Origin of the sequence: Lysinibacillus capsici (assembly GCF_003367505.1) — a bacterium.
GTDB classification, from domain to species: domain Bacteria; phylum Bacillota; class Bacilli; order Bacillales_A; family Planococcaceae; genus Lysinibacillus; species Lysinibacillus capsici.
In genome coordinates this window covers 50,825-71,954 of record NZ_PXXX01000013.1, presented here as the reverse complement: position 1 = coordinate 71,954, position 21,130 = coordinate 50,825, and the positions used below count along the sequence as shown (strand labels likewise).

The window sequence follows — 21,130 nt, the reverse complement described above, 5'->3', positions numbered from 1 at the left end:
CAATCAGGAGAATTCTATGGATAACAATAAAAATACCTTTATTCAGGAAGCAAGAAAGCAGCAAATTATTGAAGCTACGATAGCGACACTTGATGATATAGGCTATGTAAAGGCAAGTTTAGCACAAATCGCTAAACGTGCTTCTATTAGCACAGCATTAATTTCTTATCACTTTGTAGATCGACAAGATTTAATCAACCAAAGTCTGCAAGCACTAATTGAGCAATCCACAACTTTCATTTTGACAAAAACATATACTGCCAGTGACCCTGTCACACAATTAGCAAACTTCATAGAGGCAAGCATTGCTTATCAAGCGACACACCCAAAAGAAAATGCAGCATTATTAGAAATTGTCTTCAACGCTCGGACTGCACATGACATCCCTTACTATAAACTGCCAGATGAAGAGGAAGACCCACTATTGACGGCATTATGTAATATTTTGGAAGATGGTAAAAAACAGGGGACTTTTAGTGTTCGCTCTGTCAATGTAATGGCAAAAGTAATTCAAGGAGCGATTGGTGAATATATGCTTATAGGGGGACCGCTTGCGATTGCGGCAGAGGATTACAGTCTCGAAGTAACAAATATTATATGGACAGCAATGAAAGTAGAGGGGCCAAAAAATGCTTAGAGCGCTATTTAACTGGATGTTAGTCATTGGTTTAATTTTATTAGGAGGCCGTCTCGTAACGCTAATTTGTCGATATTTCGACATTCCTTTTACAACATTTTTTAAAGATTATGCACTGGTATCCATGATTATTTTAATTGTTGGAATTATAGGGACTGAAGCTATGAAGAAACAAAAATAGTCATAGAAAAAAGATTCGACACATCTTTGGTGGCGAATCTTTTTTAATGGGCTATTTCTGGGCTATTTCTTTTTCTCATTATAATTACTTCGAGCAACTAGCATGATCATATAGCATAATAAACCGAATAAAAGGGAAATAAATAATGAATGCAGTAAAGCTACCGTTAAATTCAGTTTAGTAAGAACTACTAACATACCTGCAATAACTTGTAAAACTACTATAGTAAAGGCAATTATCCATCCATAGTAGATAACACGTTGATGTTTATATTCCTTTACAGCGTGCCAAGTTATGTATGCTATCCAAATGAAAATAATAAGAACAGCTAATCGATGTCCCATTTGCACCCATTCATACATATTATTCGGGGGTGCCAAAGGTGTTTCATTATAGCAAAATGGCCAATCGGGACAAATTAAGCTCGAATCTGTATGTCGAACTAGCGCCCCAGTATAAACGACTAAATAAGAATAAATTGTGACAGCAATTGTATGCCAACGTAACTTTTTACCGATAAATACGTTATCGGCATCAAATTTCCGATCGACTTCAAATACAATCATAGAGAGAAGAAGAACAGCGGCAAAGGAAATCAGAGATATCCCAAAATGTAGTGCTAAGATGAAATCACCTTGCCCCCATAATACTTGAGCTGCTCCAATAAGAGCTTGCGCGATTAAGAAAAACATTGCTAGGAAACCTAATAGTTTTACTTCGCGAATATGTCCGAGCTTACGCCATGTCCAAACGGTTAACACAAGAATTGAAATAGATACAACTCCTGTAACGAGACGGTGTGAGAATTCAATAAGGACTTCTGGTGTAATCTCCTTTGGAATAAGAGATCCATTACAATCAGGCCAGTTTCGACCACAGCCTAGGCCACTATCTGTTTTGGTAACGAGAGCCCCACCTAGTAATATAAGGAGCATCCCTACTGTAGCGGCAACAGCAAACCACTTCAAATACCTGTTGTGTTGCATAAAATGAGTCACCTACTTTATCTATCAACATTACAAGAACGTAATGTTTCTGCTACTAGATAATATCGAAAATACGTATAAAAAACAACTTGTAAAGAGAAGGGACTACTAGATGTCGATTCCATTTCACAAATTGTTCATAATTTCGTGCTTTAACCTTCACAATTCATTTTAGAAAATGTTTTACTATAGATATGTTGTTTTTAATTATATTTCTAGACAAAACTAATTTTTACAACTTCATCTAAATTTCACTTAATGTCTAGAAATCAATCGCAAATTTCGCTATAGTTGTTGTTAGCGGAATATGCTTACAAAAATGAAAGGAGAGGTATTATGTCAAACGGTCGTACACTGGCGGCTACTAGAAATCCTGGTCCAGAAACAACATCTGTTGTAAAAGATTTCTTAGCACTAATAAAAATTGGAATCGTTAACTCGAATCTTGTCACAACGTTTACAGGGATGTGGCTGGCTTTTCAGTTTACTAGTAGACATTTCTTGCAAGAGCTTGATGTCATATTTTACACCATGCTGGGTGCGGCATTAATCATTGGTGGCTCAGGTGCAATGAATAACTTCATTGATCAGGATATAGATCCCATCATGAAAAGAACTAAGGCAAGACCGACAGTGACAGGCAGATTTAAGCCAAACTTTGTGTTGACCATTGCCCTCTCATTTTTAATTGTAGGTGAAATTTTGTTATTTGCGGCATCGTTTGCAGCCGGCATGTGGGGACTAGTAGGAATATTTGCTTATGTCGTTCTGTATTCAATGTGGTCAAAGAGGAAGCATGTTAGTAACACGGTTGTAGGTAGTATTTCGGGGGCTATTCCTCCTGTTATTGGATTCGCAGCGATTGAGCCTGCCTTAGGTCCAGGAGCACTAGCCTTATTCCTTATCATGTTTGCATGGCAACCACCACATTTCTATGCGCTTGCTATGAAACGGACTGAGGAATATCGTGCAGCTAAAATACCAATGCTACCTGTTGTAAAGGGATTTAAACGTACAAAGTACTCAATGTTATTCTGGATTCTTTTATTATTACCGTTACCTTTCCTTTTAACAGAGCTTGGAATTGGCTTTTTAACTCTTGCTACTGCATTGAACTTGGGTTGGTTAATACTAGCTCTGAAAGGCTTTACAACAAAAGATGATATGAAATGGGCAAATAAAATGTTTATTTATTCGTTGAATCATATGACCATACTATTTGTAGCCATCATAATATTTGCGGTGTTTAGCTAAAGTTAGGGATTCTTTCTTTTTATAAGAATTCATATAGACAGAACTGATGTCCTAGGTACACATGAAAATACAACAAAGAAAGAGGGGTTTAATTAAGCTATGATGAAAGGGCTTAAAAAATGGCGTCTTTTTTCACTTCTAGCAGTGATGATGGTTTTCCTTTCAGGTTGTGGTGAAGATTATCTTTCTACACTAAAACCATCTGGAGAAGTAGGTAAACAACAATTAAATTTATTACTGTTAACTACTGTAATTATGACGCTAGTAGTAGTAATAGTATCTGTTATCTATTTACTTGCATTCCTAAAATACCGTCGTGCACGCGTAGGTGAAAATGTTATCCCTAAGCAAGTAGAGGGTAGTCATACTTTAGAAGTGATTTGGACAGTTATTCCGATTATTTTATTATTAATTATCGCTGTACCAGTTGTTACAACTACTTATAAATTTGCAGATGTTGCTGCAATGGATGAGGTAGATGAAGAAGGGAACAAAACAGCCCTAACAATCAATGTAACGGCAAAATTATACTGGTGGGAATTCGAATATCCTAACCAAGGTATCGTAACGGCTCAAGAGTTAGTGGTACCAACAGGTGAAAAAGTTTACTTTAATTTAAAAGCTGCCGATGTTAAGCACTCATTCTGGATTCCTGCTGTAGGCGGTAAAATGGATACAAACGTGGAAAACTTAAACAAATTCTACTTAGTATTCGATAAAGAATCAAAAGATCTTAAAGATGGCGTATTTTATGGAAAATGTGCTGAATTATGTGGACCTTCACATGCATTAATGGACTTTAAAGTAAAAACATTAAGCCCAGACGCATTTGATGCATGGGTTGATGCAATGAAAGCAACTGAAGGACAAACTGCTGACAAAGCTTCAACAGATCTTGGTGAAGCAACTTTTGCAAATAGCTGCTTAGGCTGTCATGCTATCTCTGGTTCAGGAGCAGGCGGTACACCAGGTCCAAACTTAACTACGTTTGGTGACCGTAACCGTGTTGCTGGTTTCTTAGAGCATAATGAAGAAAGCTTAAAAGCTTGGATTAAAAACCCTGAGGAATTTAAACCAGGTAACTTAATGATGAATGCTGATGGCACTGCGCCTATCTACGGTAATTTATCTGATGAAGAAATTGAAGCTCTTGCAACTTACATCATGGGCTTATCAGTAGAAAAATAATTTTCGTTCTATGTAACAAATTTTGAGGGAGGTAAAAGTTGTGAGCTCATACACACAGAAAAAGGGCTTTGGAGCAGCTGTCTGGGATTACATCACTACTGTTGACCATAAAAAGTTAGCAGTGATGTATTTATTAGCCGGTACATTGTTCTTCGCTATCGCTGGTTTTGAAGCATTATTAATGCGTATTCAATTAATGAAACCAAATAATGATTTCGTATCAGCTGGTTTTTTCAATGAATTATTAACAATGCATGGAACAACAATGTTATTCCTAGCTGCTACGCCACTACTATTCGCATTTATGAACATGCTTGTACCATTACAAATTGGTGCGCGTGACGTTGCATTCCCGTTCCTTAACTCATTAGGGTTCTGGTTATTCTTCCTAGGTGCAGTATTCCTTCACCTGTCATTCTTTATGGGTGGCGCTCCTGATGCGGGCTGGACTTCTTATGCATCATTATCTTTATACTCTCCAGGACATGGTATTGATTTCTATGTTCTTGGTTTACAAATTTCAGGGGCAGGTACATTAATTTCAGGTCTTAACTTTATCGTTACGATTATTACAATGCGTGCTCCAGGTATGACATTTATGCGTATGCCATTATTCACTTGGACTGCTCTTGTATCAAGTGCCTTAATCTTATTCGCATTCCCTCCATTAACAATTGGTTTATTAATGATGTTATTTGACCGTATGTTCGGTGGTAACTTCTTTGACCATACAATGGGTGGTAACACAGTAATTTGGGAACACTTATTCTGGATCTTCGGACACCCAGAGGTTTATATCTTAGTATTACCAGCATTCGGTTTATTCTCTGAGATTATTCCAGCGTTCTCTCGTAAACGTCTATTCGGATACTCTTCAATGGTATTCGCTACAATTTTAATTGGTTTCTTAGGGTTCATGGTTTGGGCTCACCATATGTTTACAGTTGGTCTTGGGCCAACAGCAAACGCAATCTTCGCTGTTGCAACAATGGCAATTGCGGTTCCAACAGGTATGAAAGTATTCAACTGGATCCTAACTATTTGGGGTGGATCTATTAAAGTTACAACACCAATGCTTTATGCACTTGGATTTATCCCGTCATTCGTTGCGGGTGGTGTTACAGGGGTCATGCAAGCATCTGCACCTCTTGACTATCAATTACATGATTCTTACTTTATCGTTGCTCACTTCCACTACGTAATCGTTGGTGGTATCGTTACAGCATTATTCGGTTCAGCCCACTTCTACTGGCCAATTTTCTTCAACCGTATGTTAAACGAAACGCTTGGTAAAATTACTTTCTGGGTATTCTTTATCGGATTCCATTTAACATTCTTCCTTCAACATTTCTTAGGTTTGATGGGTATGCCACGTCGTGTATTCACTTACATGGAAGGTCAAGGTTGGGATCAATTCAACTATATCTCTACAATCGGTGCATTAATGATGGGTGTAGGGGTTATCTTAATGGTAATCAACTGCTTAATGTCTATTAAGGGCAAACCAGCAGGACGCGACCCTTGGGGCGATGGACGTACTTTAGAATGGTCAATTCCACAACCAATTCCATTCTATAATTTCCGTCAAACTCCACTTGTTCGTGGTTTAGATCCATGGTGGATTGAAAAACAAGAAGGTAATAAAGAAGTAACATTTGCTGAGCCACTAGGTGATATCCATATGCCAAATAACTCAGCGATTCCATTCGTTATTTCATTAGGTATGTTTATTGCAGCATTTGGTGCACTTTACAATCCAGACGCAGATAAGCCATGGTCTATTTATGTATTAATCATTGGTTTAGCAATTACATTTGGTGCGATGATTGCTCGTTCTGTTAAAGACGATCATGGTTTCCATTTACACAAAGAAGAAATTCTTGAAATTGAAGAACATCTTTACGGCAAAGGAGGAAATAAATAATGGATTTCAATACTAAATTTACTCCTCATACTTGGCCAGATCATCCTGAACAAGCTACGATGGAAGGTAAAAATAAAGTCGTTGGTTTCTGGATTTTCCTTGCCTGTGAAGTTGTACTTTTCGCAAGTTTATTCGCTACTTATTTAGCGCTTAAGAACAAAGGGCCAGCTGGCATGGAGTTCACAACTCAAGGTTTATTTGAATTACCATTAGCATTTGCTATGACGATGTTATTATTAACATCATCACTAACATCTGTTTATGCAATTTACCATATGCGTAACTTTAACTTTAAAGGTATGCAAACTTGGTTAGCGATTACATTAGCTTTAGGTCTTGGATTCTTAGCACTTGAAATCTATGAGTTCAACCACTATGTGCACCTTGGTTTTACATTTAATCAATCTGCATTCGCAACAGCGTTTTATTCGTTAGTTGGTACACACGGTTTCCACGTAACTTTAGGTCTTGTATGGATTGGTACTTTAATGATCCGTAATGCTAAACGTGGATTAAACCTGTACAATGCACCTAAATTCTTCGTTGCTGCTTTATATTGGCACTTTATCGACGTAGTTTGGGTATTTATCTTTACAGTAGTATACTTGATGGGAGTGATCGGATAATGTCTTCACACGATACACCTATAGTTGCTAAGTCACAGGCACAGTATGAGTATGATCGTCATCATAATGCCGTTCATATGCGTAAACAAGTAATCAACTTTGCGATTATGATTTTCTTCACTTTTATCGCATTCGCAGTAGTTGCAGCTGATTTTTCTAAATACTTAATTATGCCATTCGTATTATTATTGGCTGGCGTTCAAGTTGTACTTCAACTTTATTCTTTCATGCACTTAGAAGATAAAAAAACTCACTTTGGTGGTGTTATTGGTTTCTTCATGTGGATGGGAATTTTAATCGCATTTACATTCTTCTTAGCATTTTTAACAATCATTTGGTGGTAATCACCAAAAAAGCACGTTCGTTATTTTGTACGAACGTGCTTTTCTTATGTTTTGAGGTTATTTAGGTATCCAAAGAGGCAACACTGTTGAAACTTAACATTTGTTCACCTTTCGTTCATTGCAGTATAGCTGTAAGCGTTTTATAATAGGAGTACTGAAGTTTAAAGGAGTGCGTTCCATATGCCACTTAGTATATTTGGTTTCCAAGCATTGTGGAGCCCGTATTTAATAGGGGTTCTTGTTTTTATAACAATCATCTATTTTTTAGTCACAACAAAGTGGCGTAAAGATTTTAAAGTAAGTGAACCTTTGAAAAAAAGTGAAGCTATTTACTTTGTTTTAGCTATGATTACCATCTATATTATCAAAGGATCTCCGATTGATTTAATGGCTCATATTATGTTTACCATGCACATGGTGCAAATGGCTATTCTGTTATTGCTGGTCCCTATTTTCTTAATTAAAGGGATTCCCTGGTGGGTTTGGAAGGTGGCTATTGAGGCACCTGTAGTTAGAACTTTGTTTAAAGTGCTAACATTACCAGTTGTTGCTGTCTTTGTATTTATCGGTCTATTTTCTTTCTATCATTTACCGTCCATATTGGATTACATTAAATTAAATGAAACATTACATGGTACCTATACATTTGTATTATTTCTATCTGCAGTGTTTATGTACTGGCCTTTAATTCAAAATATGCCAAATAGTAATCAAATGAAGCCTTTGCATAAATTGGCGTATATTATTGCTAATGCTGTTTTAATTACACCTGCTTGTGGATTAATCATCTTTGCGCCAAATGCAATGTATGAGACATATACAAACGGTGATGCATGGTTAAAGGCAATGGAGCTTTGTGTACCAGCCTCTACATTGTCAGGATTATCTTTATCTGGACCAGAGCTATTTACAGACATGAAACCAGTTGCAGATCAGCAATTAGGTGGCGTGTTAATGAAAATCCTACAAGAGCTTATTTTTGGTGTACTAATTGGTACGATCTTCACAAGATGGTATCGATCTGAGCAAAAAGATCCAGATAAAATCACTGCTGACGCTTTAGCTGCCCACCAAAAGAAGTGGGAAAGTCAACAGCAACATTAATTGAAGAATAGAAATTTACTTTGTGTAAGGGGTTTTGACAATGGAATTGCAAATTTTGCCTACTATTAGTACATCGTTTATCGTTATTAGTGCTGTACTAGTAGCGATAGGGTGGGGCTTAATTATAAAAAGAAATGTAGAGGGACATAAGAAAGTGATGCTTGCTGCAGGTGTTGCAGCACTTATTTTCTTTATCATCTATGCGTCCCGTACAATCTTTATTGGAAATACAGCTTTTGGCGGTGGAGAAGATTTAAAACCATACTATACGTTCTTCTTGATTTTCCATATTATTTTAGCGACATCTGGAGCTGTGTTTGGTATCGTTAGTATTATTTCAGGTCTGAAAATGAACATTAAATTACACAGACGAATTGGGCCAATTACAAGTATTATTTGGTTCTTTGTTGCCATAACTGGTGTATTAGTTTATTTATTATTGTATATTTTATTTGAGCCTGGTGAAACAACATCAGTAATTAAAGCCATTTTAGGATTTTAAAAAAATCTCCCTCCTTATTTCTGTGCAGGAGGGAGATTTTTTATAGTTGGTTGGAATAGTGAAAGCACTACGACAACCAGTAATGGACCAATTAATATTCCAATAAATCCAAAGATTTTAAAACCAATAAACATGGCAATAAAGGTATTTAAGGAAGAAAGTCCAATTTTATCGCCAATAATTTTTGGCTCAATCATTCGTCGGACTAGAAATTGTCCAATGGTTAGTAAAATTAAGACAGCTGCATATAAATAATCGCCAGCAAAGACCTGATAGATTGCCCATGGGACTAATAAAATAAATGAATCAAGAAAAGGGATAAAGTCTAAAACAACAAGTAAAATTGCTAACAATATAGGGAATGGTGTTTTTAAAAAATAAAATGCAGCGAATGATATAGCAAAGATCCCTATCCCTACAAGTAATTGAGCTTTCAGAAATCCAAATAAGGCTAGCTTAACACGTTGGCCAATAAAGATAATTTTTTGATGGTAATGAAAAGGAACGGGCGATAATAATTTACGATTAATTGTTGGTAATTCTAAAAGCAACATATACAACACAATCCAATAAACAAATATATCAAAAAGACGTGTGGGAATATATGTTAGTAACGTTGACCAAACATTGACGTTCGTTAAGGATAAAGAAAATTTTTCGATGGATGCTAAAGCTTTTGCAATCATAAATTGAATTTGTGAAACTAGCTCTACCGGTAAATGATAGGTGTAATTGCTGAGCTTAGATTGCATTTGAATCCATAGGGCAGACAATTGATTAAGATAATCAGGTATATCAATAATAAAGGAAGAAAATTGTTTCCAGCTTATATAAAGGATAAGTGTACATAATAATAAAGATATACTTAGAAAAAACAAAAAAAAGAAGAAGACAACGATTTTCCGTTTTTTTCTAAACCGTTTGCTCATTCGAACGATGATTGGTTCTAACAATAACGCGGTTAAGTAGGCAAGTAAAATTGGTAATGATATGGAGATGGACCAAAGGATCAGTATACCCATTGCAATAACAATAATGGGATGACGAAAAAAAGGACGATTAAAAAATGATAACATTTTTCTCACCTACATCTTGTAATAGATATAGGTAGTATGAGAAAAAAATTTTTTTTTACTCAAAATAAAAAAGACTGGACCACCAGTCTTTTTACAACCATGAAGCTATTTACGCTTACTTGCCGTCACTTCAATGTACGAAAGATTAGCGTGCGTTAACAGGTTCAAAGTTATTTTTATTTGTAGGCTCGATTGAGAATTGATCTAACTCTAATTTAACCTTTTTTAAGATTTCTTCACATTTTTTTACAAGGTGTGCTGGATAAACCTCGTCATCGCCATATTCAACACCATGCGGATAATAGTATTTACCAAGGACTGGTTTCATTAATGTAAGGATAGCATCGTGTGCACCTACGTCACCAGAAATAGCATATGCGAATACGCGTAGGTAATAACGACCTTCACGAGTATCGAATCGTTTATCGAATGTCATACGCTCGTAATCCCAGCCGCCATCACATTCTAAACCATGTTTTTTCATAATGCTGACAAGTAGCTCTTGATCAGCTGTTAAATTTTCAAGGTTAGTATTTTCAAAATACATGTATAGTCCTCCTTTAGGTTCTCGTACAAAGTATACGCTCATTTTTATAATAGAGCATATTCGACATTGTTGCAATGACAACATTGTGTCAACCCAATTACAATTGATATAATAACTTACAATAATGGTGATGAAAAGGAGTCCTGTATGAAAGCTTTATTCCGCATTTTAATGGTTTGTGGTGCAGTTGCATTAATTGGTTTTATGTTTTTTAATACCCCTAAGGAAAATGAGCCACTAGAAGGCCCAAATACCAATTCGAATATCATACCTAAAACACAGCTAAAGCAGGAACCTGCAATAGGAGCAATGACACGTCCACAAACGGGTATATCCACATTGATAGGAAAAGGCACACAAACTGTTTTAGAACAATATGGGGAGCCTGCAAGAAAAGAGCCGTCTTCATTCGGTTATCAATGGTGGGTCTACAATGAAGACGTTTCAACTTTTTTTATGATTGGTATTGATAATAATATTGTGACACAAATTTACATAGCAGGACAAGAAATTGATGCATTTCCTTTTAAAGTAGGCCAAAAACGTGATGAAATATACAGAATGACGATCATTGATTATGAGGTAGCCGCCACTGTAGGCGAAAATATTTTCATTTTCTCAATGAGTGAAGAAGATATGCAAACAAGGCTGCTTATCAAATTTGATGGTCTTTATGCACAGCTTTACATAGATAGGGAGACAAGTGAGTTGCAAGGGATACGATATACAGACAGTGAAACACTTGTCCTTCATCAGCCATATGAAATGAGCTATCAAGGGGAGCTTGTTAGACGTGCTCCACCTTCCTCTTTCTTACAGCAAGAAATTGATGTGGCTAGCGCTAAACAATTAGACGATTTGCTAAATGTAACAAGAGTCCACCATGATTTACTTCCTTTAGAAATGGATGAATCATTGGAGGAAGCAGCAAGAATGCATAGTGAGGACATGAAGGTGCAAAATTTTTTAGCGCATGAATCTCCAACCTATGGGGATCTAAAAAAACGATTACAGACGCAAAAAATCGAGTATAGTGAAGCGAACGAAAACCTGGCAACTGCTTATTTTGATGCGATTGAAGCCATGCATGGCTGGACAAATTCTCCTGAACATAGAAAAGTTCTTTTGAATGATCGATATACCCGCGTTGGTTCTGGCGCCTTTGTAGATTATTATACGCAAATATATCTTGAACCTACTACACAAGAAGTGGGTAGAGAAGAGCAAGATAATGAAGAGACGAAAAATGAAAAACAAGATAGCGAAGAATCTACAGATAAATCAAATCAAACCTTACCATAACAGAAGAATATTCAGATGAAGACAAGCTTTCAACAAACGGGCTTGTCTTCATTTTTTATGTGGAGTTTCTCCTTCTTTTAGGCTTCTACATTTTTCGTCACACCGTTACAAACGCCGTCATATGATAGAGAACTGAAAGGGGGAATGAGGTTTGCAATTAGCAGAGTTATTAAAAGACTGGCCATGTAGCGTGACGGGAGGATCTATACGGACAGAAATTACTGGTGTAGAGGACTATGCACAGGCGGTACAACCTGGTGATATATTTATTGTGCGAAAAGGTAAAAAAACATCGGGAAGTCGGTTTGTCAAAGAGGCATTGGCACGTGGAGCTGCTGCCATCGTTTCAGAAGAAAGTATCTCTTTGCCAATTATAGATAAAGAAATTCCTTTTGTATGGGTTCCAAATACAGCATTATTTTTATCGTATGCAAGTGCAAAGCTTGCTGCTTTTCCAGCAGAAGCTTTAACTGTTATCGCCATTACAGGTACAAATGGAAAGACGACAGTGAGCCATTTTGTTAGTCAGCTTCTAAATGCACTACATAAACATGCAGCAGTTATTGGAACGGTTGGCTTTTTCATCAATGGTGAGAAACAACAAACGGCTTATGAGCAATTAACAACATTGCAAGCTAAAGAATTACACCCCATTCTTAAGCAATGTGTGCGAAAAGGTGTGACCCATGTTGTATTAGAAGCTTCTTCAATGGGGTTGCAGCAGCATAGGCTCGATCATTGTGACATTGACTGTGGTGTATTTTTAAATTTATCAGAAGATCATTTAGAAGATCATGGAGGTTTAGAAGCTTATAAACGTGCCAAGAAACGTTTAGCGGATTTATCAAAAAAGCTAGTATTAAATGGAGATGATAATTTTTGCCGTTCTGTTGGTATTTATGATAAGAAAAAATCTTGCTCATTTGGTTTTGATAATCACAATGATTTACATATTCAAATCGTCAGTGAATCAGTTGGAAAAACCGTACTTTGTTTACAGACTTCCGCGAGTGAGCATATTGTAGAAATTCCTTTTGTCGGTAAATACCATGTGCAAAATGCTGTTGCATCCTTAATGGCTGTATGGCGCTTAGGTGTCCCTATGGAAGATATAGTTGGACATATGTGGTCGTTAAGGCTACCAGAGGGCAGGCTAGAGAAGATTGAAAATCCATTAGGAATTGATGTTTATGTAGATTATGCCCATACAGCAGAAGCATTGCAAGCAGTATTGCAAACCTTTGATCGCTCTAAAACAATTTACCTTGTCTTCAGTTGTGGAGGAAATCGAGACAAGGCGAAACGCTTTGCAATGGGGGCAGTAGCAAGTAAATATGCTGATGTTATTTATTTAACAACAGATAATCCTCGTGATGAAGATCCTATTGTGATTAATGAAAGTATTATTGCTGGTTTTACAGAGCAACAATATTATGAAATTTATTTAGATCGCAAACTTGCGATCCATCAAGCATTAGCAAAGGCAGAAAAGGGAGACATTGTCCTTGTTGCCGGAAAAGGGCATGAACAAACACAGCAAATTAAAAATCAAAAGTTCCCTTTTTCCGATCAACAATGTATTAAAGACTATTTTGCGAGTTTAATTACGGACGACGCTGAATAACGAAGAAAGATCCTGTAGCAATGGCAAGCCTGCGACCAGTCTCATCTTCAATATCACATTCCATGACAAGCGTTTGGCGTCCCTTATGAACAAAACGACCACGTGCAATCAATTCTTTATTTGTAGTGGTAGCAATATACGATATATTCATGTTCGTAGTAACTACATTATAGCCCTCAGGCACAGAGCGCGAAGCAAGCCCTCCCATAGCGGCATCGGCAATCGTTGCAACAATACCTCCGTGTGGCACCTTTATCGTATTATGGATGACCGGTGTAATAGGGATACGGACCTCACTGACCTCAGGCTCAAATTTACCTACCATATGTAAAGTAGCATTAATATAACGACGGTGAATGCCTTGCTGTTTCTCCCGTAGGCCATTTAAAAGATGTAATAAAACTTCTTCATCTTCCTCGGTACTGTCTTGTAAAATCTCGGCCACTAACTGTTCAACCTGCTCCTTAGATGTTGTCATCATTTGGAAAACCTCTTTCATTAAAATTATCATTAATGTAAAATTACCATAAAATCTGTTATGATGGGAAAGAGATTGGGGGAATTAAAGATGATGATGACCTCTGACTGGGTAATCATTTTGGATGAGGCGGAAGCGCTTTGTGAGATGATTCTTTCCTCAGAACCTGCGATGGCGCTACAACAAGCGTATGAAGCTGTATATAGTGATGCACAAATTGTAGAGGCTATATATGCATTTAATCGCATGAAAGAGCAGTACGAAGATGTACAACGTTTCGGAAAATATCATCCGGACTACCATACAATTATGAAGTCGATTCGCCAACAGAAAAGGGCACTTGACTTAAATGAGAAAGTTTCAGCCTTGAAAATTGCTGAAAACGATTTTCAGGATTTACTGGATGAGATTAGCCTATTAATAGGAAAAACGGTCTCTGAAGCGGTAAAAGTTCCTGTTAGTAATCCATTCTTTGCATCTGGTTCATCTTGCGGAGGTGGATGTGGCTCGGGCGGTTCATGCTCTTGCTCAGCGTAAATAGGATGTGTATATAACATATCTCTTCTAGACTGTAGACAACTCGAAGGCAACTGAGTTAGTTTACAGTCTTTTTTATAATTAAATTCAAGGAGGAAGCATTAATGAAAACTTATCGAATTGCCGTAATACCTGGGGATGGAATAGGAAAAGAGGTTGTGCCAGCTGCAATAAAAGTTCTTGATCAGGCAGCTTTGTTAGATGGACGCTTTCAATTTGAATGGACAATTTTTCCATGGGGCTGTGAATACTATTTAGAGACAGGAAAAATGATGCCTGATAATGGCATAGAGCTGTTAAAACAGTATGACCAAATATTTTTAGGTGCAGTTGGTATGCCTAACTTGGTTCCGGATCATGTATCATTATGGGGCCTTCTCATTAAAATTCGACGTGAGCTTCAGCAATCTATTAATGTACGACCTGCAAAGCTACTTCAAGGGTTACCATCACCTTTACGACAACCAAATGATTTTGATTTTATTGTTGTAAGGGAAAATTCTGAAGGGGAGTATGCTGAAAGCGGAGGAAGAATACATAGTGGTCAAGAAGAGGTGGCAATCCAAAATGCTGTTTTTACAAGAAAGGGTACAGAACGGGCGATGCGCTATGCATTTGAATTAGCCAAAACACGTAATGGACATGTGACAAGTGCTACAAAATCAAATGGGATTACATATAGCATGCCTTTTTGGGATGAAGTGTTTACTCAAGTAGGAAAAGAATATGAAGAGGTAGGTCAAGCATCTAATCATATTGATGCACTAGCGGCATTTTTAGTGATGAAGCCAGAAAATTTTGATGTTATCGTAGCATCGAATTTATTTGGGGATATTTTGACAGATCTAGGCGGTGCCATTATGGGAAGCATTGGTATTGCACCTGCAGCAAATTTAAACATTGAAGGGCTATATCCATCAATGTTTGAACCTGTCCATGGTTCTGCACCAGATATAGCTGGTCAAGGAATTGCCAATCCTATTGGACAAATTTGGACAGGTAAGATGATGCTCGATTTTCTTGGTTATCAAGATGTGGGAACAAGGATATTGAATGCTATAGAGCAAACATTAGCGCGGGGTATAAAAACGCCTGATTTGGGTGGAGCTGCCACACTACAAGAAGTAACTGATGCAATCATAGATTATTTAACTTAAGTATTACTGTAATGGGAAGTAATAATGGATCTAACATTTACATGAAAGGGAAGCACATCAGTTCAGTGTGCTTCCCTTTCATTCCTAGTCTTATTTAGACTCTTGAACTTGTAATAACTCAACTGCAATATCCGGACGATCTGTAATAATGCCCTTTGCTCCATTATTGAGTAATTTTTTCATCGTATCTAGGTCATTGATTGTCCAATAGTGGACAGGAATATTGAGGTTGTTTAAAAACTGAATAAATTTAGGAGAATCTAATGCAATAACCCCTGACTTTGGAGGGATTTGAAAAACATCCACTTTAGGGTGATATAAATGTCCAAACTGACTTGAGAAAGAAGCAAATGCTTTTCTGACATCTGATTCACCTGCACCAAGTGCTACTTGATTTTGAGCATATAAATTAAAACGATCTATTTGCTCACCATAAAAGCTTGTCACAACAACACGATGTTCAGCTTGAAGTTCTTCAATTAAGCGCCAAAGTTTAGAAGGCATCAGACTCCCTTCGTACGTATCAGGAGCATCTTTGATATCAATGTTGATTAACATATTTGGATAGGCTTCAAGCAACTCTCGTAAAGTTACGACTTTTAATTTATCCTCTCGATATGGGAAATTTCCCTCTAAATCTTCAAATTGGTAGCCGTGGTTCAAGGCATTGATTTCTGCCAACGTCATATCTGCAATGAGACCATAGCCATCCGTTGTACGTTCAACTGTCTCGTCATGGAAAACAATAATTTCCTCATCTTTTGTTAGGCGAATGTCGATTTCAAAGCCATCGACACCTAGCTGTGCAGCTTTTTCAAATGCAACCATTGTATGTTCTGGTGCTAAAAGAGCTCCGCCACGATGTGCAAGAATTATGGGGCGTTCGAATTGTAATGCTTGTTTACCTTCGCGTTGCTGTGGTTTTGAAATAGCTTTACTGCCTGCCCAAGCTGCTGCACTTGCTGCTGCAATTGCAAGCGCAATTTTTGTTTTCTTACCCATATTCGTCCTCCTTAACAATTATCCTCATATAAAAAGTAGTAGTGAATTCATTGTTTAATCAATAGTAGTAAGTACAGGGCCTACTATTAAAATTAGTTATATAAGTGAATGATGATTTTTTATGCCGATTTTTGCCATCCTATTTGAAAAACAATCATTATGGAGGTGCAAATGTCTTGTAAAGGGTTCATTTGAGGCATGATCATCTTTCAGCATTCTTCTGTTCCTGTAATGATGCTACAATTGAATTTAATTAAAACAACTGATTCATCTTCACGATGTTCAACGTCGTATGCTTTTCCATTATAACGGAAAATTGAGCGTTCTGTCAGCTAAACTCTGTTGCTATCATTTTCTGGTCTATGGTATTCTTTTATGTAAGAAATGAGGGAATCCACTATGAACGAACGACAAGGGCTAATCGTTTACGTCCATCAATTAAAACATGCGAAGTCACTTCGGAAATATGGTCATGTTCTTTATATTTCTAGAAGGCAAAAATACGTAGTGCTTTACTGCGATCGTGAGGATATTGACATGATGACAACAAAACTACAACGCCTTCCATTTGTGAAAGACGTTGTGGCGTCTTATCGTCCTTTTGTAAAAACTGAATATGAAAATGCAAAACCAGATAAAGCAAAGGAATATGACTACAAAGTAGGTCTATAAACTTATGTTAATGCAGGTATATAGTTATTTAGTCTTAATATACCTATTAAGTATTGATAAAATAGTTTTGATTCCGAAAATATAGATGAGTGCTTTATTTCTACAACTACTGCTTTTCGACCGAGTTGTTCTATTTGTGCTTCAAACATTTTTTGTCGCTGTGTTGGCTGTTCTTCATTGTATGGGATGCCTTCTCGACAAATATAAATAGGCATGAACTTACTTTCGCCGACTGGTTTAAGGGCGACAGCTAAAGAAATCACCTTCTTGTCTTCTTTTGTAGATGTTAGTAAAAAGGCTTGATGAAAACGTTCCTGGTTGGTTTTAATAATTTCGAGTAGCTCGTAAACATCACCATAGCCTTCACCTAATTCTATAAATTGTTGTGGCATAATAATTGCACATCCTTTCCAATATTCATAGTATCATGCTGCGGGAGGTCAAGCACATGAAATTTGCATTAAGCTTTTTTTCTATTTTAGCACTAATCATTACAGGAACGGTATTTTTCCAATACCATGCTTATTCATCTGATTTAGAAACAGGCATAGGGGATTTTCATTATTCTCAGGAAATAGAAATTGTCTATCGCGAAAATAGCTTAGATATTCGTCAACATTTTAAAAACCTACCAAATCAAAAGGTGAAAATTAAATGGCCTGAAAAAGCAACAAACGCTAGTTGCTTTATTGAAAATGAAAAAAGCTGTGATCGTTTATCAGATGAAGTTTCTTACTTTGCAAAAGGGGAGACAAAATCACAATCTGTGTCATACATAATTCCAATTGAGGGTGGCTTAAAAAATAAGATGCTCCTTCAAAATGTTTTTGCTACACTAATAAATGGTGAAGCATCGTATTCAATTGTTTCAATTTCTACAGACAGTAAGGTGAAAGGACAATGGGTTACGGGTTTGCCCCTAGTAGGTCAACAACAACTTGTACTTGTCAATTACACCATGTTTAGAGGAAACGGTACTGTTCAAGATTTATATTGGCAAGCCGGGGAGCTTAAAGCGCAAGAACAGACACCGGTGTTATCAATTTATGCCCAGCAAGAAGTCCCTAATGATTTTCTAAAGTCATTAAAAAATTTACAGCTTCTAAGTGATGAGCATATTGCAATTATTCAAGAAAAAAGTCCAGTAGCAGTTCATGACGAAAGATTGTTATTTTTACCAACACTTACTGCACAAGCTGTAGAGCAAGAAGTAATTTTATCACAAATCAAATCACAATATAATTTTGTAGATTCCCCAGAATGGTTGCCTGAGGTTGTGGCATCCTATTTAATAAGCGATCCAATTGGTGGAGAAAAAACAAAGAAAATCATCAAGACATTAAATGATTACATGACGGATGCTCAACAACAAGCTTGGCAGGAAACATTGAAAAAGCTTGGAGATGAATCGATTTCACCAGATACAATGGACAAGTACTTATCACAGGTATTAGATGCCAAGACATCTTATTTTACATTAAATGCAGCTCAGCAAAATGGAACCTATCCACTTTTATTTGAGGATGCACGTGATGTCTATGTGGATGATACATTGAAGGAAGATGTTCATGTTATTCTCTATGAGGGACAGGTATTGTATACGGCAGATACATTATTGCCTTACCTCGGCTACTCAGCTGCGGAAGGAAAGAATGGCTATTATGTAAATAGTGAGCATCGTACATTCCGTTTCCCTAAAGAGCCTGGATTTTATGTATTCAACCAGCGTAGGTATTCGACTATCTCTGAACCAATCATTAAGATTGCTGATCATTATTATGTAGAAGAAGCTTGGTTACAGCGATTATTCCTAGTTGAACTACAAAAAAAGGATGAGCGTATTCAAGTATTAAAACAAGAGCAACAATAACTTTTGCAGCGGAGGGCCAACCTTTCGCTGCAAAATACTTTATATAGACGAAAGTACGGTGAGATGCTGATATGAGAGTTGTAGCAGGAGAGCGCAAAGGAATGCCGCTTAAAGCAATAGCAGGAAATACGACAAGGCCTACAACTGACAAAGTAAAGGAGTCCATTTTTAATATAATTGGGCCATTTTTTGATGGAGGTTTAGCGTTAGATCTGTTTGCTGGAAGCGGTGGCTTGGGGATTGAATCATTAAGTAGAGGAGCAGAACGTGCTATTTTTATTGAGAAAGATCCTAAAGCATTCCAGGTGCTACAAGAAAATATAAAAAAATGCCGTTATGAAGAATATACAGAGCTTTTTCGTATAGATGCAAAGCGCGCTGTGAAAGCGCTATTAAAGCGTGATATTACATTTAAACTCGTTTTTTTAGATCCACCTTACCATCAGCAGGAATATTATGACCTCGTACAGATTTTGGTCGATAACCGTAAAATACAACAAGATGGTATTATTTTATGTGAACATGCAAAAGAGATAGGATTACCTCAAAATTTTGGGGAGTTTGCTTTAACAAGACAAGAAACCTATGGCGGAACAATTATTTCTGTTTATCGCTGTACAGAGGAAGAGGGAGAATAAGTTGTCTGAAAAAATTGCTGTAGTTCCTGGAAGTTTTGACCCTGTAACATTCGGCCATTTAGATATAATTAAACGTGCGGCTGATGTGTTTGATATCGTATATGTAGCAGTATTAAACAATTCAGCAAAGAATCCTTTGTTTTCTGTAGAGGAACGTATGGCTTTGATGGCTGAAGTGACAAAAACCTTACCTAATGTTCGTATAGAGAGTTCTTCAGGCTTATTGATTGATTATGCTAAGGAAAAAAAGGCGAAGGCAATTGTTCGTGGCTTACGAGCAGTTTCAGATTTTGAATATGAGATGCAAATTACATCTATGAACCGTTTCCTTGATGAAACAATCGAAACATTTTTCATCATGACGAAAAATCAATATTCATTCCTAAGTTCTAGTATAGTAAAAGAGGTTGCGAAATACGGTAGTGATGTTAACGAGCTAGTCCCTACATGTGTCGTAAAGGCTTTAAAAGAAAAATATGGTTTTACACAATAAGGATGCAGAGGATGTCAAAAGAACGATGACATCCTCTTTTTTGATATTTAGAGCGATTGTTATTTTAGAAAAAATAGAGCATAAATAGTTGGTACAATGATTATGCTAAGGAGGCGGAATTTAATATAAGGTCGTACAGAAAGTTTTGCAGATTTGGCGATAACAAAAATTTGTAAGTGAATACTTATACTTTGCATCGTTAACAAAATCACAACAAGTAAATGGATATAGGGGAGATCTGGAAATGCTGTAACTGTCATTTTAAGACCGTTCGTTACCTCCAGAACAGCTGCTATGGAAAGCTCAATCGTATAGGGGAGCTTTGGTATCAGCTGATCTAAGCCCTGTTGTACAATGGTTTGAATCGTTGTGAAAAAGATGATGGTTGTACCAACTAGTAGAATGGTTGGGGCTGTTTCTTTAATACTTTCCGAAAATGGAGCACTATAGAGTGGTGTGTTGTGTACGGAGATATTAGGTGAATCAGTTTTGCGAAAGAAAAAGTAGCCAGTTACTAGGCAACAAATATTAAACGTATGTAGTAAACATAAAAACAACCATCCAAACGTATTACTGTGTAGTAAATCAAGGCTTACAAAACCTAATACAAAAAGTGGACTAGGTGCATGACAAACAGCTAGCAAGAAATTTGCCTCTTTAGGGTGTAATTGACCACTATTTTTCAAATAAACAATAGTGGTTGCGCCAGTTGGATAGCCTCCAAGAGCACTAATAATATAGGCTTGTACGTATAAAGAAGCCCTTTTTGTTTTGGTACGCATAGGGGCTGTTAAACGCAGAAGCCATTGTGTTAACACAAGATACGGCAATAAGTACGGAAAAAGTGCTTCCATGAAAAGATTTAAGCCTAAATCAGTACCACTGTGAGCGGTTTGTGGGAATAACAAGAGTAAGAGAATTAGAATTACGCAGAGCACTATTTGAATTGTAGCAAACATGTTATCATCTCGTTTCAACTTTTTGTCAT

At 36.9% G+C, this 21,130-nt stretch carries 24 protein-coding genes; 17 read left to right on the top strand and 7 right to left on the bottom strand.

The window, feature by feature from the left end; translation table 11 throughout:
• The first annotated feature begins 16 nt into the window (after positions 1-16).
• A complete protein-coding gene (locus C7B89_RS11975) occupies positions 17-637 on the top strand; it encodes a TetR/AcrR family transcriptional regulator (RefSeq protein ID WP_115673800.1) in 621 nt (206 codons plus the stop codon).
• A complete protein-coding gene (locus tag C7B89_RS11970) occupies positions 630-818 on the top strand; it encodes a hypothetical protein (protein WP_004224783.1) in 189 nt (62 codons plus the stop codon). Before C7B89_RS11975 ends, C7B89_RS11970 begins: the two co-directional genes overlap by 8 nt.
• A 62-nt stretch (positions 819-880) precedes the next feature.
• On the opposite strand, the gene C7B89_RS11965 is transcribed toward C7B89_RS11970, so the two are convergent.
• On the bottom strand, positions 881-1,804 hold the full coding sequence (locus C7B89_RS11965; RefSeq protein WP_048394700.1) for a COX15/CtaA family protein: 924 nt from the start codon (positions 1,802-1,804) through the stop codon (positions 881-883).
• A gap of 336 nt (positions 1,805-2,140) precedes the next feature.
• Here C7B89_RS11965 and cyoE point away from each other — a divergent pair, with 336 nt between their 5' ends.
• The 7 genes from cyoE to C7B89_RS11930 all read left to right on the top strand — a co-directional run bounded on the left by cyoE (position 2,141) and on the right by C7B89_RS11930 (position 8,746).
• Positions 2,141-3,058, top strand: a complete 918-nt coding sequence (gene cyoE / locus C7B89_RS11960) for a heme o synthase (RefSeq protein WP_048394698.1) — start codon at positions 2,141-2,143, stop codon at positions 3,056-3,058.
• Between the two features lie 99 nt (positions 3,059-3,157).
• A complete protein-coding gene (gene coxB, locus C7B89_RS11955) occupies positions 3,158-4,246 on the top strand; it encodes a cytochrome c oxidase subunit II (RefSeq protein ID WP_048394696.1) in 1,089 nt (362 codons plus the stop codon).
• Positions 4,247-4,286: 40 nt separating this feature from the next.
• On the top strand, positions 4,287-6,170 hold the full coding sequence (gene ctaD, locus C7B89_RS11950) for a cytochrome c oxidase subunit I (protein WP_004224787.1): 1,884 nt from the start codon (positions 4,287-4,289) through the stop codon (positions 6,168-6,170).
• A complete protein-coding gene (locus tag C7B89_RS11945; protein WP_004224788.1) occupies positions 6,170-6,796 on the top strand; it encodes a cytochrome c oxidase subunit 3 in 627 nt (208 codons plus the stop codon). Before ctaD ends, C7B89_RS11945 begins: the two co-directional genes overlap by 1 nt.
• On the top strand, positions 6,796-7,140 hold the full coding sequence (locus tag C7B89_RS11940) for a cytochrome C oxidase subunit IV family protein (RefSeq protein ID WP_004224789.1): 345 nt from the start codon (positions 6,796-6,798) through the stop codon (positions 7,138-7,140). The genes C7B89_RS11945 and C7B89_RS11940 overlap by 1 nt, the downstream gene beginning before the upstream one ends.
• Before the next feature lie 180 nt (positions 7,141-7,320).
• Positions 7,321-8,244 carry a cytochrome c oxidase assembly factor CtaG gene (gene ctaG / locus C7B89_RS11935; protein WP_004224790.1) on the top strand — a complete coding sequence of 308 codons (924 nt, stop codon included), beginning with the start codon at positions 7,321-7,323 and terminating at the stop codon, positions 8,242-8,244.
• Between the two features lie 40 nt (positions 8,245-8,284).
• On the top strand, positions 8,285-8,746 hold the full coding sequence (locus C7B89_RS11930; protein ID WP_016992774.1) for a DUF420 domain-containing protein: 462 nt from the start codon (positions 8,285-8,287) through the stop codon (positions 8,744-8,746).
• Between the two features lie 14 nt (positions 8,747-8,760).
• On the opposite strand, the gene ytvI is transcribed toward C7B89_RS11930, so the two are convergent.
• Positions 8,761-9,822 carry a sporulation integral membrane protein YtvI gene (gene ytvI / locus C7B89_RS11925; protein ID WP_081010996.1) on the bottom strand — a complete coding sequence of 354 codons (1,062 nt, stop codon included), beginning with the start codon at positions 9,820-9,822 and terminating at the stop codon, positions 8,761-8,763.
• A gap of 145 nt (positions 9,823-9,967) precedes the next feature.
• Complete coding sequence (locus C7B89_RS11920; protein WP_004224795.1) at positions 9,968-10,369, bottom strand: YugN family protein; 402 nt, start codon at positions 10,367-10,369, stop codon at positions 9,968-9,970.
• Positions 10,370-10,516: 147 nt separating this feature from the next.
• On the opposite strand from C7B89_RS11920, the gene C7B89_RS11915 reads away from it, so the two are divergent.
• On the top strand, positions 10,517-11,671 hold the full coding sequence (locus C7B89_RS11915; protein ID WP_115673799.1) for a CAP domain-containing protein: 1,155 nt from the start codon (positions 10,517-10,519) through the stop codon (positions 11,669-11,671).
• A 151-nt stretch (positions 11,672-11,822) separates the two neighbouring features.
• Entirely contained in the window at positions 11,823-13,295 is a 1,473-nt protein-coding gene (locus C7B89_RS11910; protein WP_048394690.1) for a UDP-N-acetylmuramoyl-L-alanyl-D-glutamate--2,6-diaminopimelate ligase, read from the top strand.
• Here the strand turns inward: C7B89_RS11910 and C7B89_RS11905 are convergent.
• A complete protein-coding gene (locus C7B89_RS11905) occupies positions 13,276-13,776 on the bottom strand; it encodes a PaaI family thioesterase (RefSeq protein WP_048394688.1) in 501 nt (166 codons plus the stop codon). The two genes, C7B89_RS11910 and C7B89_RS11905, sit on opposite strands and share 20 nt — an antisense overlap.
• Positions 13,777-13,863: 87 nt before the next feature.
• Between C7B89_RS11905 and C7B89_RS11900 the strand changes: the two genes are divergently transcribed.
• Positions 13,864-14,310: a YlbF/YmcA family competence regulator gene (locus tag C7B89_RS11900; protein ID WP_004224800.1), complete on the top strand. Its 447-nt coding sequence runs from the start codon at positions 13,864-13,866 to the stop codon at positions 14,308-14,310.
• Between the two features lie 104 nt (positions 14,311-14,414).
• On the top strand, positions 14,415-15,467 hold the full coding sequence (locus tag C7B89_RS11895; protein WP_048394686.1) for a tartrate dehydrogenase: 1,053 nt from the start codon (positions 14,415-14,417) through the stop codon (positions 15,465-15,467).
• 90 nt (positions 15,468-15,557) lie between these two features.
• On the opposite strand, the gene C7B89_RS11890 is transcribed toward C7B89_RS11895, so the two are convergent.
• Complete coding sequence (locus C7B89_RS11890; protein ID WP_048394685.1) at positions 15,558-16,469, bottom strand: glycerophosphodiester phosphodiesterase family protein; 912 nt, start codon at positions 16,467-16,469, stop codon at positions 15,558-15,560.
• 399 nt (positions 16,470-16,868) lie between these two features.
• Between C7B89_RS11890 and C7B89_RS11885 the strand changes: the two genes are divergently transcribed.
• Positions 16,869-17,141 (top strand): YlbG family protein, encoded by a 273-nt coding sequence (locus tag C7B89_RS11885; protein ID WP_004224806.1) that lies wholly within the window; start codon positions 16,869-16,871, stop codon positions 17,139-17,141.
• 2 nt (positions 17,142-17,143) lie between these two features.
• On the opposite strand, the gene C7B89_RS11880 is transcribed toward C7B89_RS11885, so the two are convergent.
• Positions 17,144-17,533 carry a DUF7147 family protein gene (locus C7B89_RS11880; protein WP_036077099.1) on the bottom strand — a complete coding sequence of 130 codons (390 nt, stop codon included), beginning with the start codon at positions 17,531-17,533 and terminating at the stop codon, positions 17,144-17,146.
• A gap of 56 nt (positions 17,534-17,589) precedes the next feature.
• Here C7B89_RS11880 and C7B89_RS11875 point away from each other — a divergent pair, with 56 nt between their 5' ends.
• From C7B89_RS11875 to coaD, 3 genes are all read left to right on the top strand, one after another.
• Positions 17,590-19,011: a hypothetical protein gene (locus C7B89_RS11875; RefSeq protein ID WP_048394682.1), complete on the top strand. Its 1,422-nt coding sequence runs from the start codon at positions 17,590-17,592 to the stop codon at positions 19,009-19,011.
• Positions 19,012-19,082: 71 nt separating this feature from the next.
• Positions 19,083-19,649: a 16S rRNA (guanine(966)-N(2))-methyltransferase RsmD gene (gene rsmD, locus C7B89_RS11870; RefSeq protein ID WP_115673798.1), complete on the top strand. Its 567-nt coding sequence runs from the start codon at positions 19,083-19,085 to the stop codon at positions 19,647-19,649.
• Position 19,650: 1 nt separating this feature from the next.
• A complete protein-coding gene (coaD, locus tag C7B89_RS11865) occupies positions 19,651-20,142 on the top strand; it encodes a pantetheine-phosphate adenylyltransferase (protein ID WP_004224812.1) in 492 nt (163 codons plus the stop codon).
• A 59-nt stretch (positions 20,143-20,201) separates the two neighbouring features.
• Here the strand turns inward: coaD and C7B89_RS11860 are convergent, their stop codons facing one another.
• A complete protein-coding gene (locus tag C7B89_RS11860) occupies positions 20,202-21,101 on the bottom strand; it encodes a hypothetical protein (RefSeq protein WP_231595723.1) in 900 nt (299 codons plus the stop codon).
• Positions 21,102-21,130 lie beyond the last annotated feature (29 nt).

What these genes read in the sequence shown, in the direction of transcription:
- C7B89_RS11940 (WP_004224789.1), top strand. Translation starts at nt 6,796, where the DNA reads ATGTCTTCACACGATACACCTATAGTTGCTAAGTCACAGGCACAGTAT.
- C7B89_RS11930 (WP_016992774.1), top strand. Translation starts at nt 8,285, where the DNA reads ATGGAATTGCAAATTTTGCCTACTATTAGTACATCGTTTATCGTTATT.
- C7B89_RS11875 (WP_048394682.1), top strand. Translation starts at nt 17,590, where the DNA reads ATGAAATTTGCATTAAGCTTTTTTTCTATTTTAGCACTAATCATTACA.
- C7B89_RS11965 (WP_048394700.1), bottom strand. Translation starts at nt 1,804, where the DNA reads ATGCAACACAACAGGTATTTGAAGTGGTTTGCTGTTGCCGCTACAGTA.
- rsmD (WP_115673798.1), top strand. Translation starts at nt 19,083, where the DNA reads ATGAGAGTTGTAGCAGGAGAGCGCAAAGGAATGCCGCTTAAAGCAATA.
- C7B89_RS11885 (WP_004224806.1), top strand. Translation starts at nt 16,869, where the DNA reads ATGAACGAACGACAAGGGCTAATCGTTTACGTCCATCAATTAAAACAT.
- C7B89_RS11895 (WP_048394686.1), top strand. Translation starts at nt 14,415, where the DNA reads ATGAAAACTTATCGAATTGCCGTAATACCTGGGGATGGAATAGGAAAA.
- coxB (WP_048394696.1), top strand. Translation starts at nt 3,158, where the DNA reads ATGATGAAAGGGCTTAAAAAATGGCGTCTTTTTTCACTTCTAGCAGTG.
- C7B89_RS11905 (WP_048394688.1), bottom strand. Translation starts at nt 13,776, where the DNA reads ATGATGACAACATCTAAGGAGCAGGTTGAACAGTTAGTGGCCGAGATT.
- C7B89_RS11880 (WP_036077099.1), bottom strand. Translation starts at nt 17,533, where the DNA reads ATGCCACAACAATTTATAGAATTAGGTGAAGGCTATGGTGATGTTTAC.
- C7B89_RS11945 (WP_004224788.1), top strand. Translation starts at nt 6,170, where the DNA reads ATGGATTTCAATACTAAATTTACTCCTCATACTTGGCCAGATCATCCT.
- cyoE (WP_048394698.1), top strand. Translation starts at nt 2,141, where the DNA reads ATGTCAAACGGTCGTACACTGGCGGCTACTAGAAATCCTGGTCCAGAA.
- ytvI (WP_081010996.1), bottom strand. Translation starts at nt 9,822, where the DNA reads ATGTTATCATTTTTTAATCGTCCTTTTTTTCGTCATCCCATTATTGTT.
- C7B89_RS11900 (WP_004224800.1), top strand. Translation starts at nt 13,864, where the DNA reads ATGATGATGACCTCTGACTGGGTAATCATTTTGGATGAGGCGGAAGCG.
- C7B89_RS11975 (WP_115673800.1), top strand. Translation starts at nt 17, where the DNA reads ATGGATAACAATAAAAATACCTTTATTCAGGAAGCAAGAAAGCAGCAA.
- C7B89_RS11890 (WP_048394685.1), bottom strand. Translation starts at nt 16,469, where the DNA reads ATGGGTAAGAAAACAAAAATTGCGCTTGCAATTGCAGCAGCAAGTGCA.
- C7B89_RS11915 (WP_115673799.1), top strand. Translation starts at nt 10,517, where the DNA reads ATGAAAGCTTTATTCCGCATTTTAATGGTTTGTGGTGCAGTTGCATTA.
- C7B89_RS11970 (WP_004224783.1), top strand. Translation starts at nt 630, where the DNA reads ATGCTTAGAGCGCTATTTAACTGGATGTTAGTCATTGGTTTAATTTTA.
- ctaG (WP_004224790.1), top strand. Translation starts at nt 7,321, where the DNA reads ATGCCACTTAGTATATTTGGTTTCCAAGCATTGTGGAGCCCGTATTTA.
- C7B89_RS11860 (WP_231595723.1), bottom strand. Translation starts at nt 21,101, where the DNA reads ATGTTTGCTACAATTCAAATAGTGCTCTGCGTAATTCTAATTCTCTTA.
- C7B89_RS11920 (WP_004224795.1), bottom strand. Translation starts at nt 10,369, where the DNA reads ATGTATTTTGAAAATACTAACCTTGAAAATTTAACAGCTGATCAAGAG.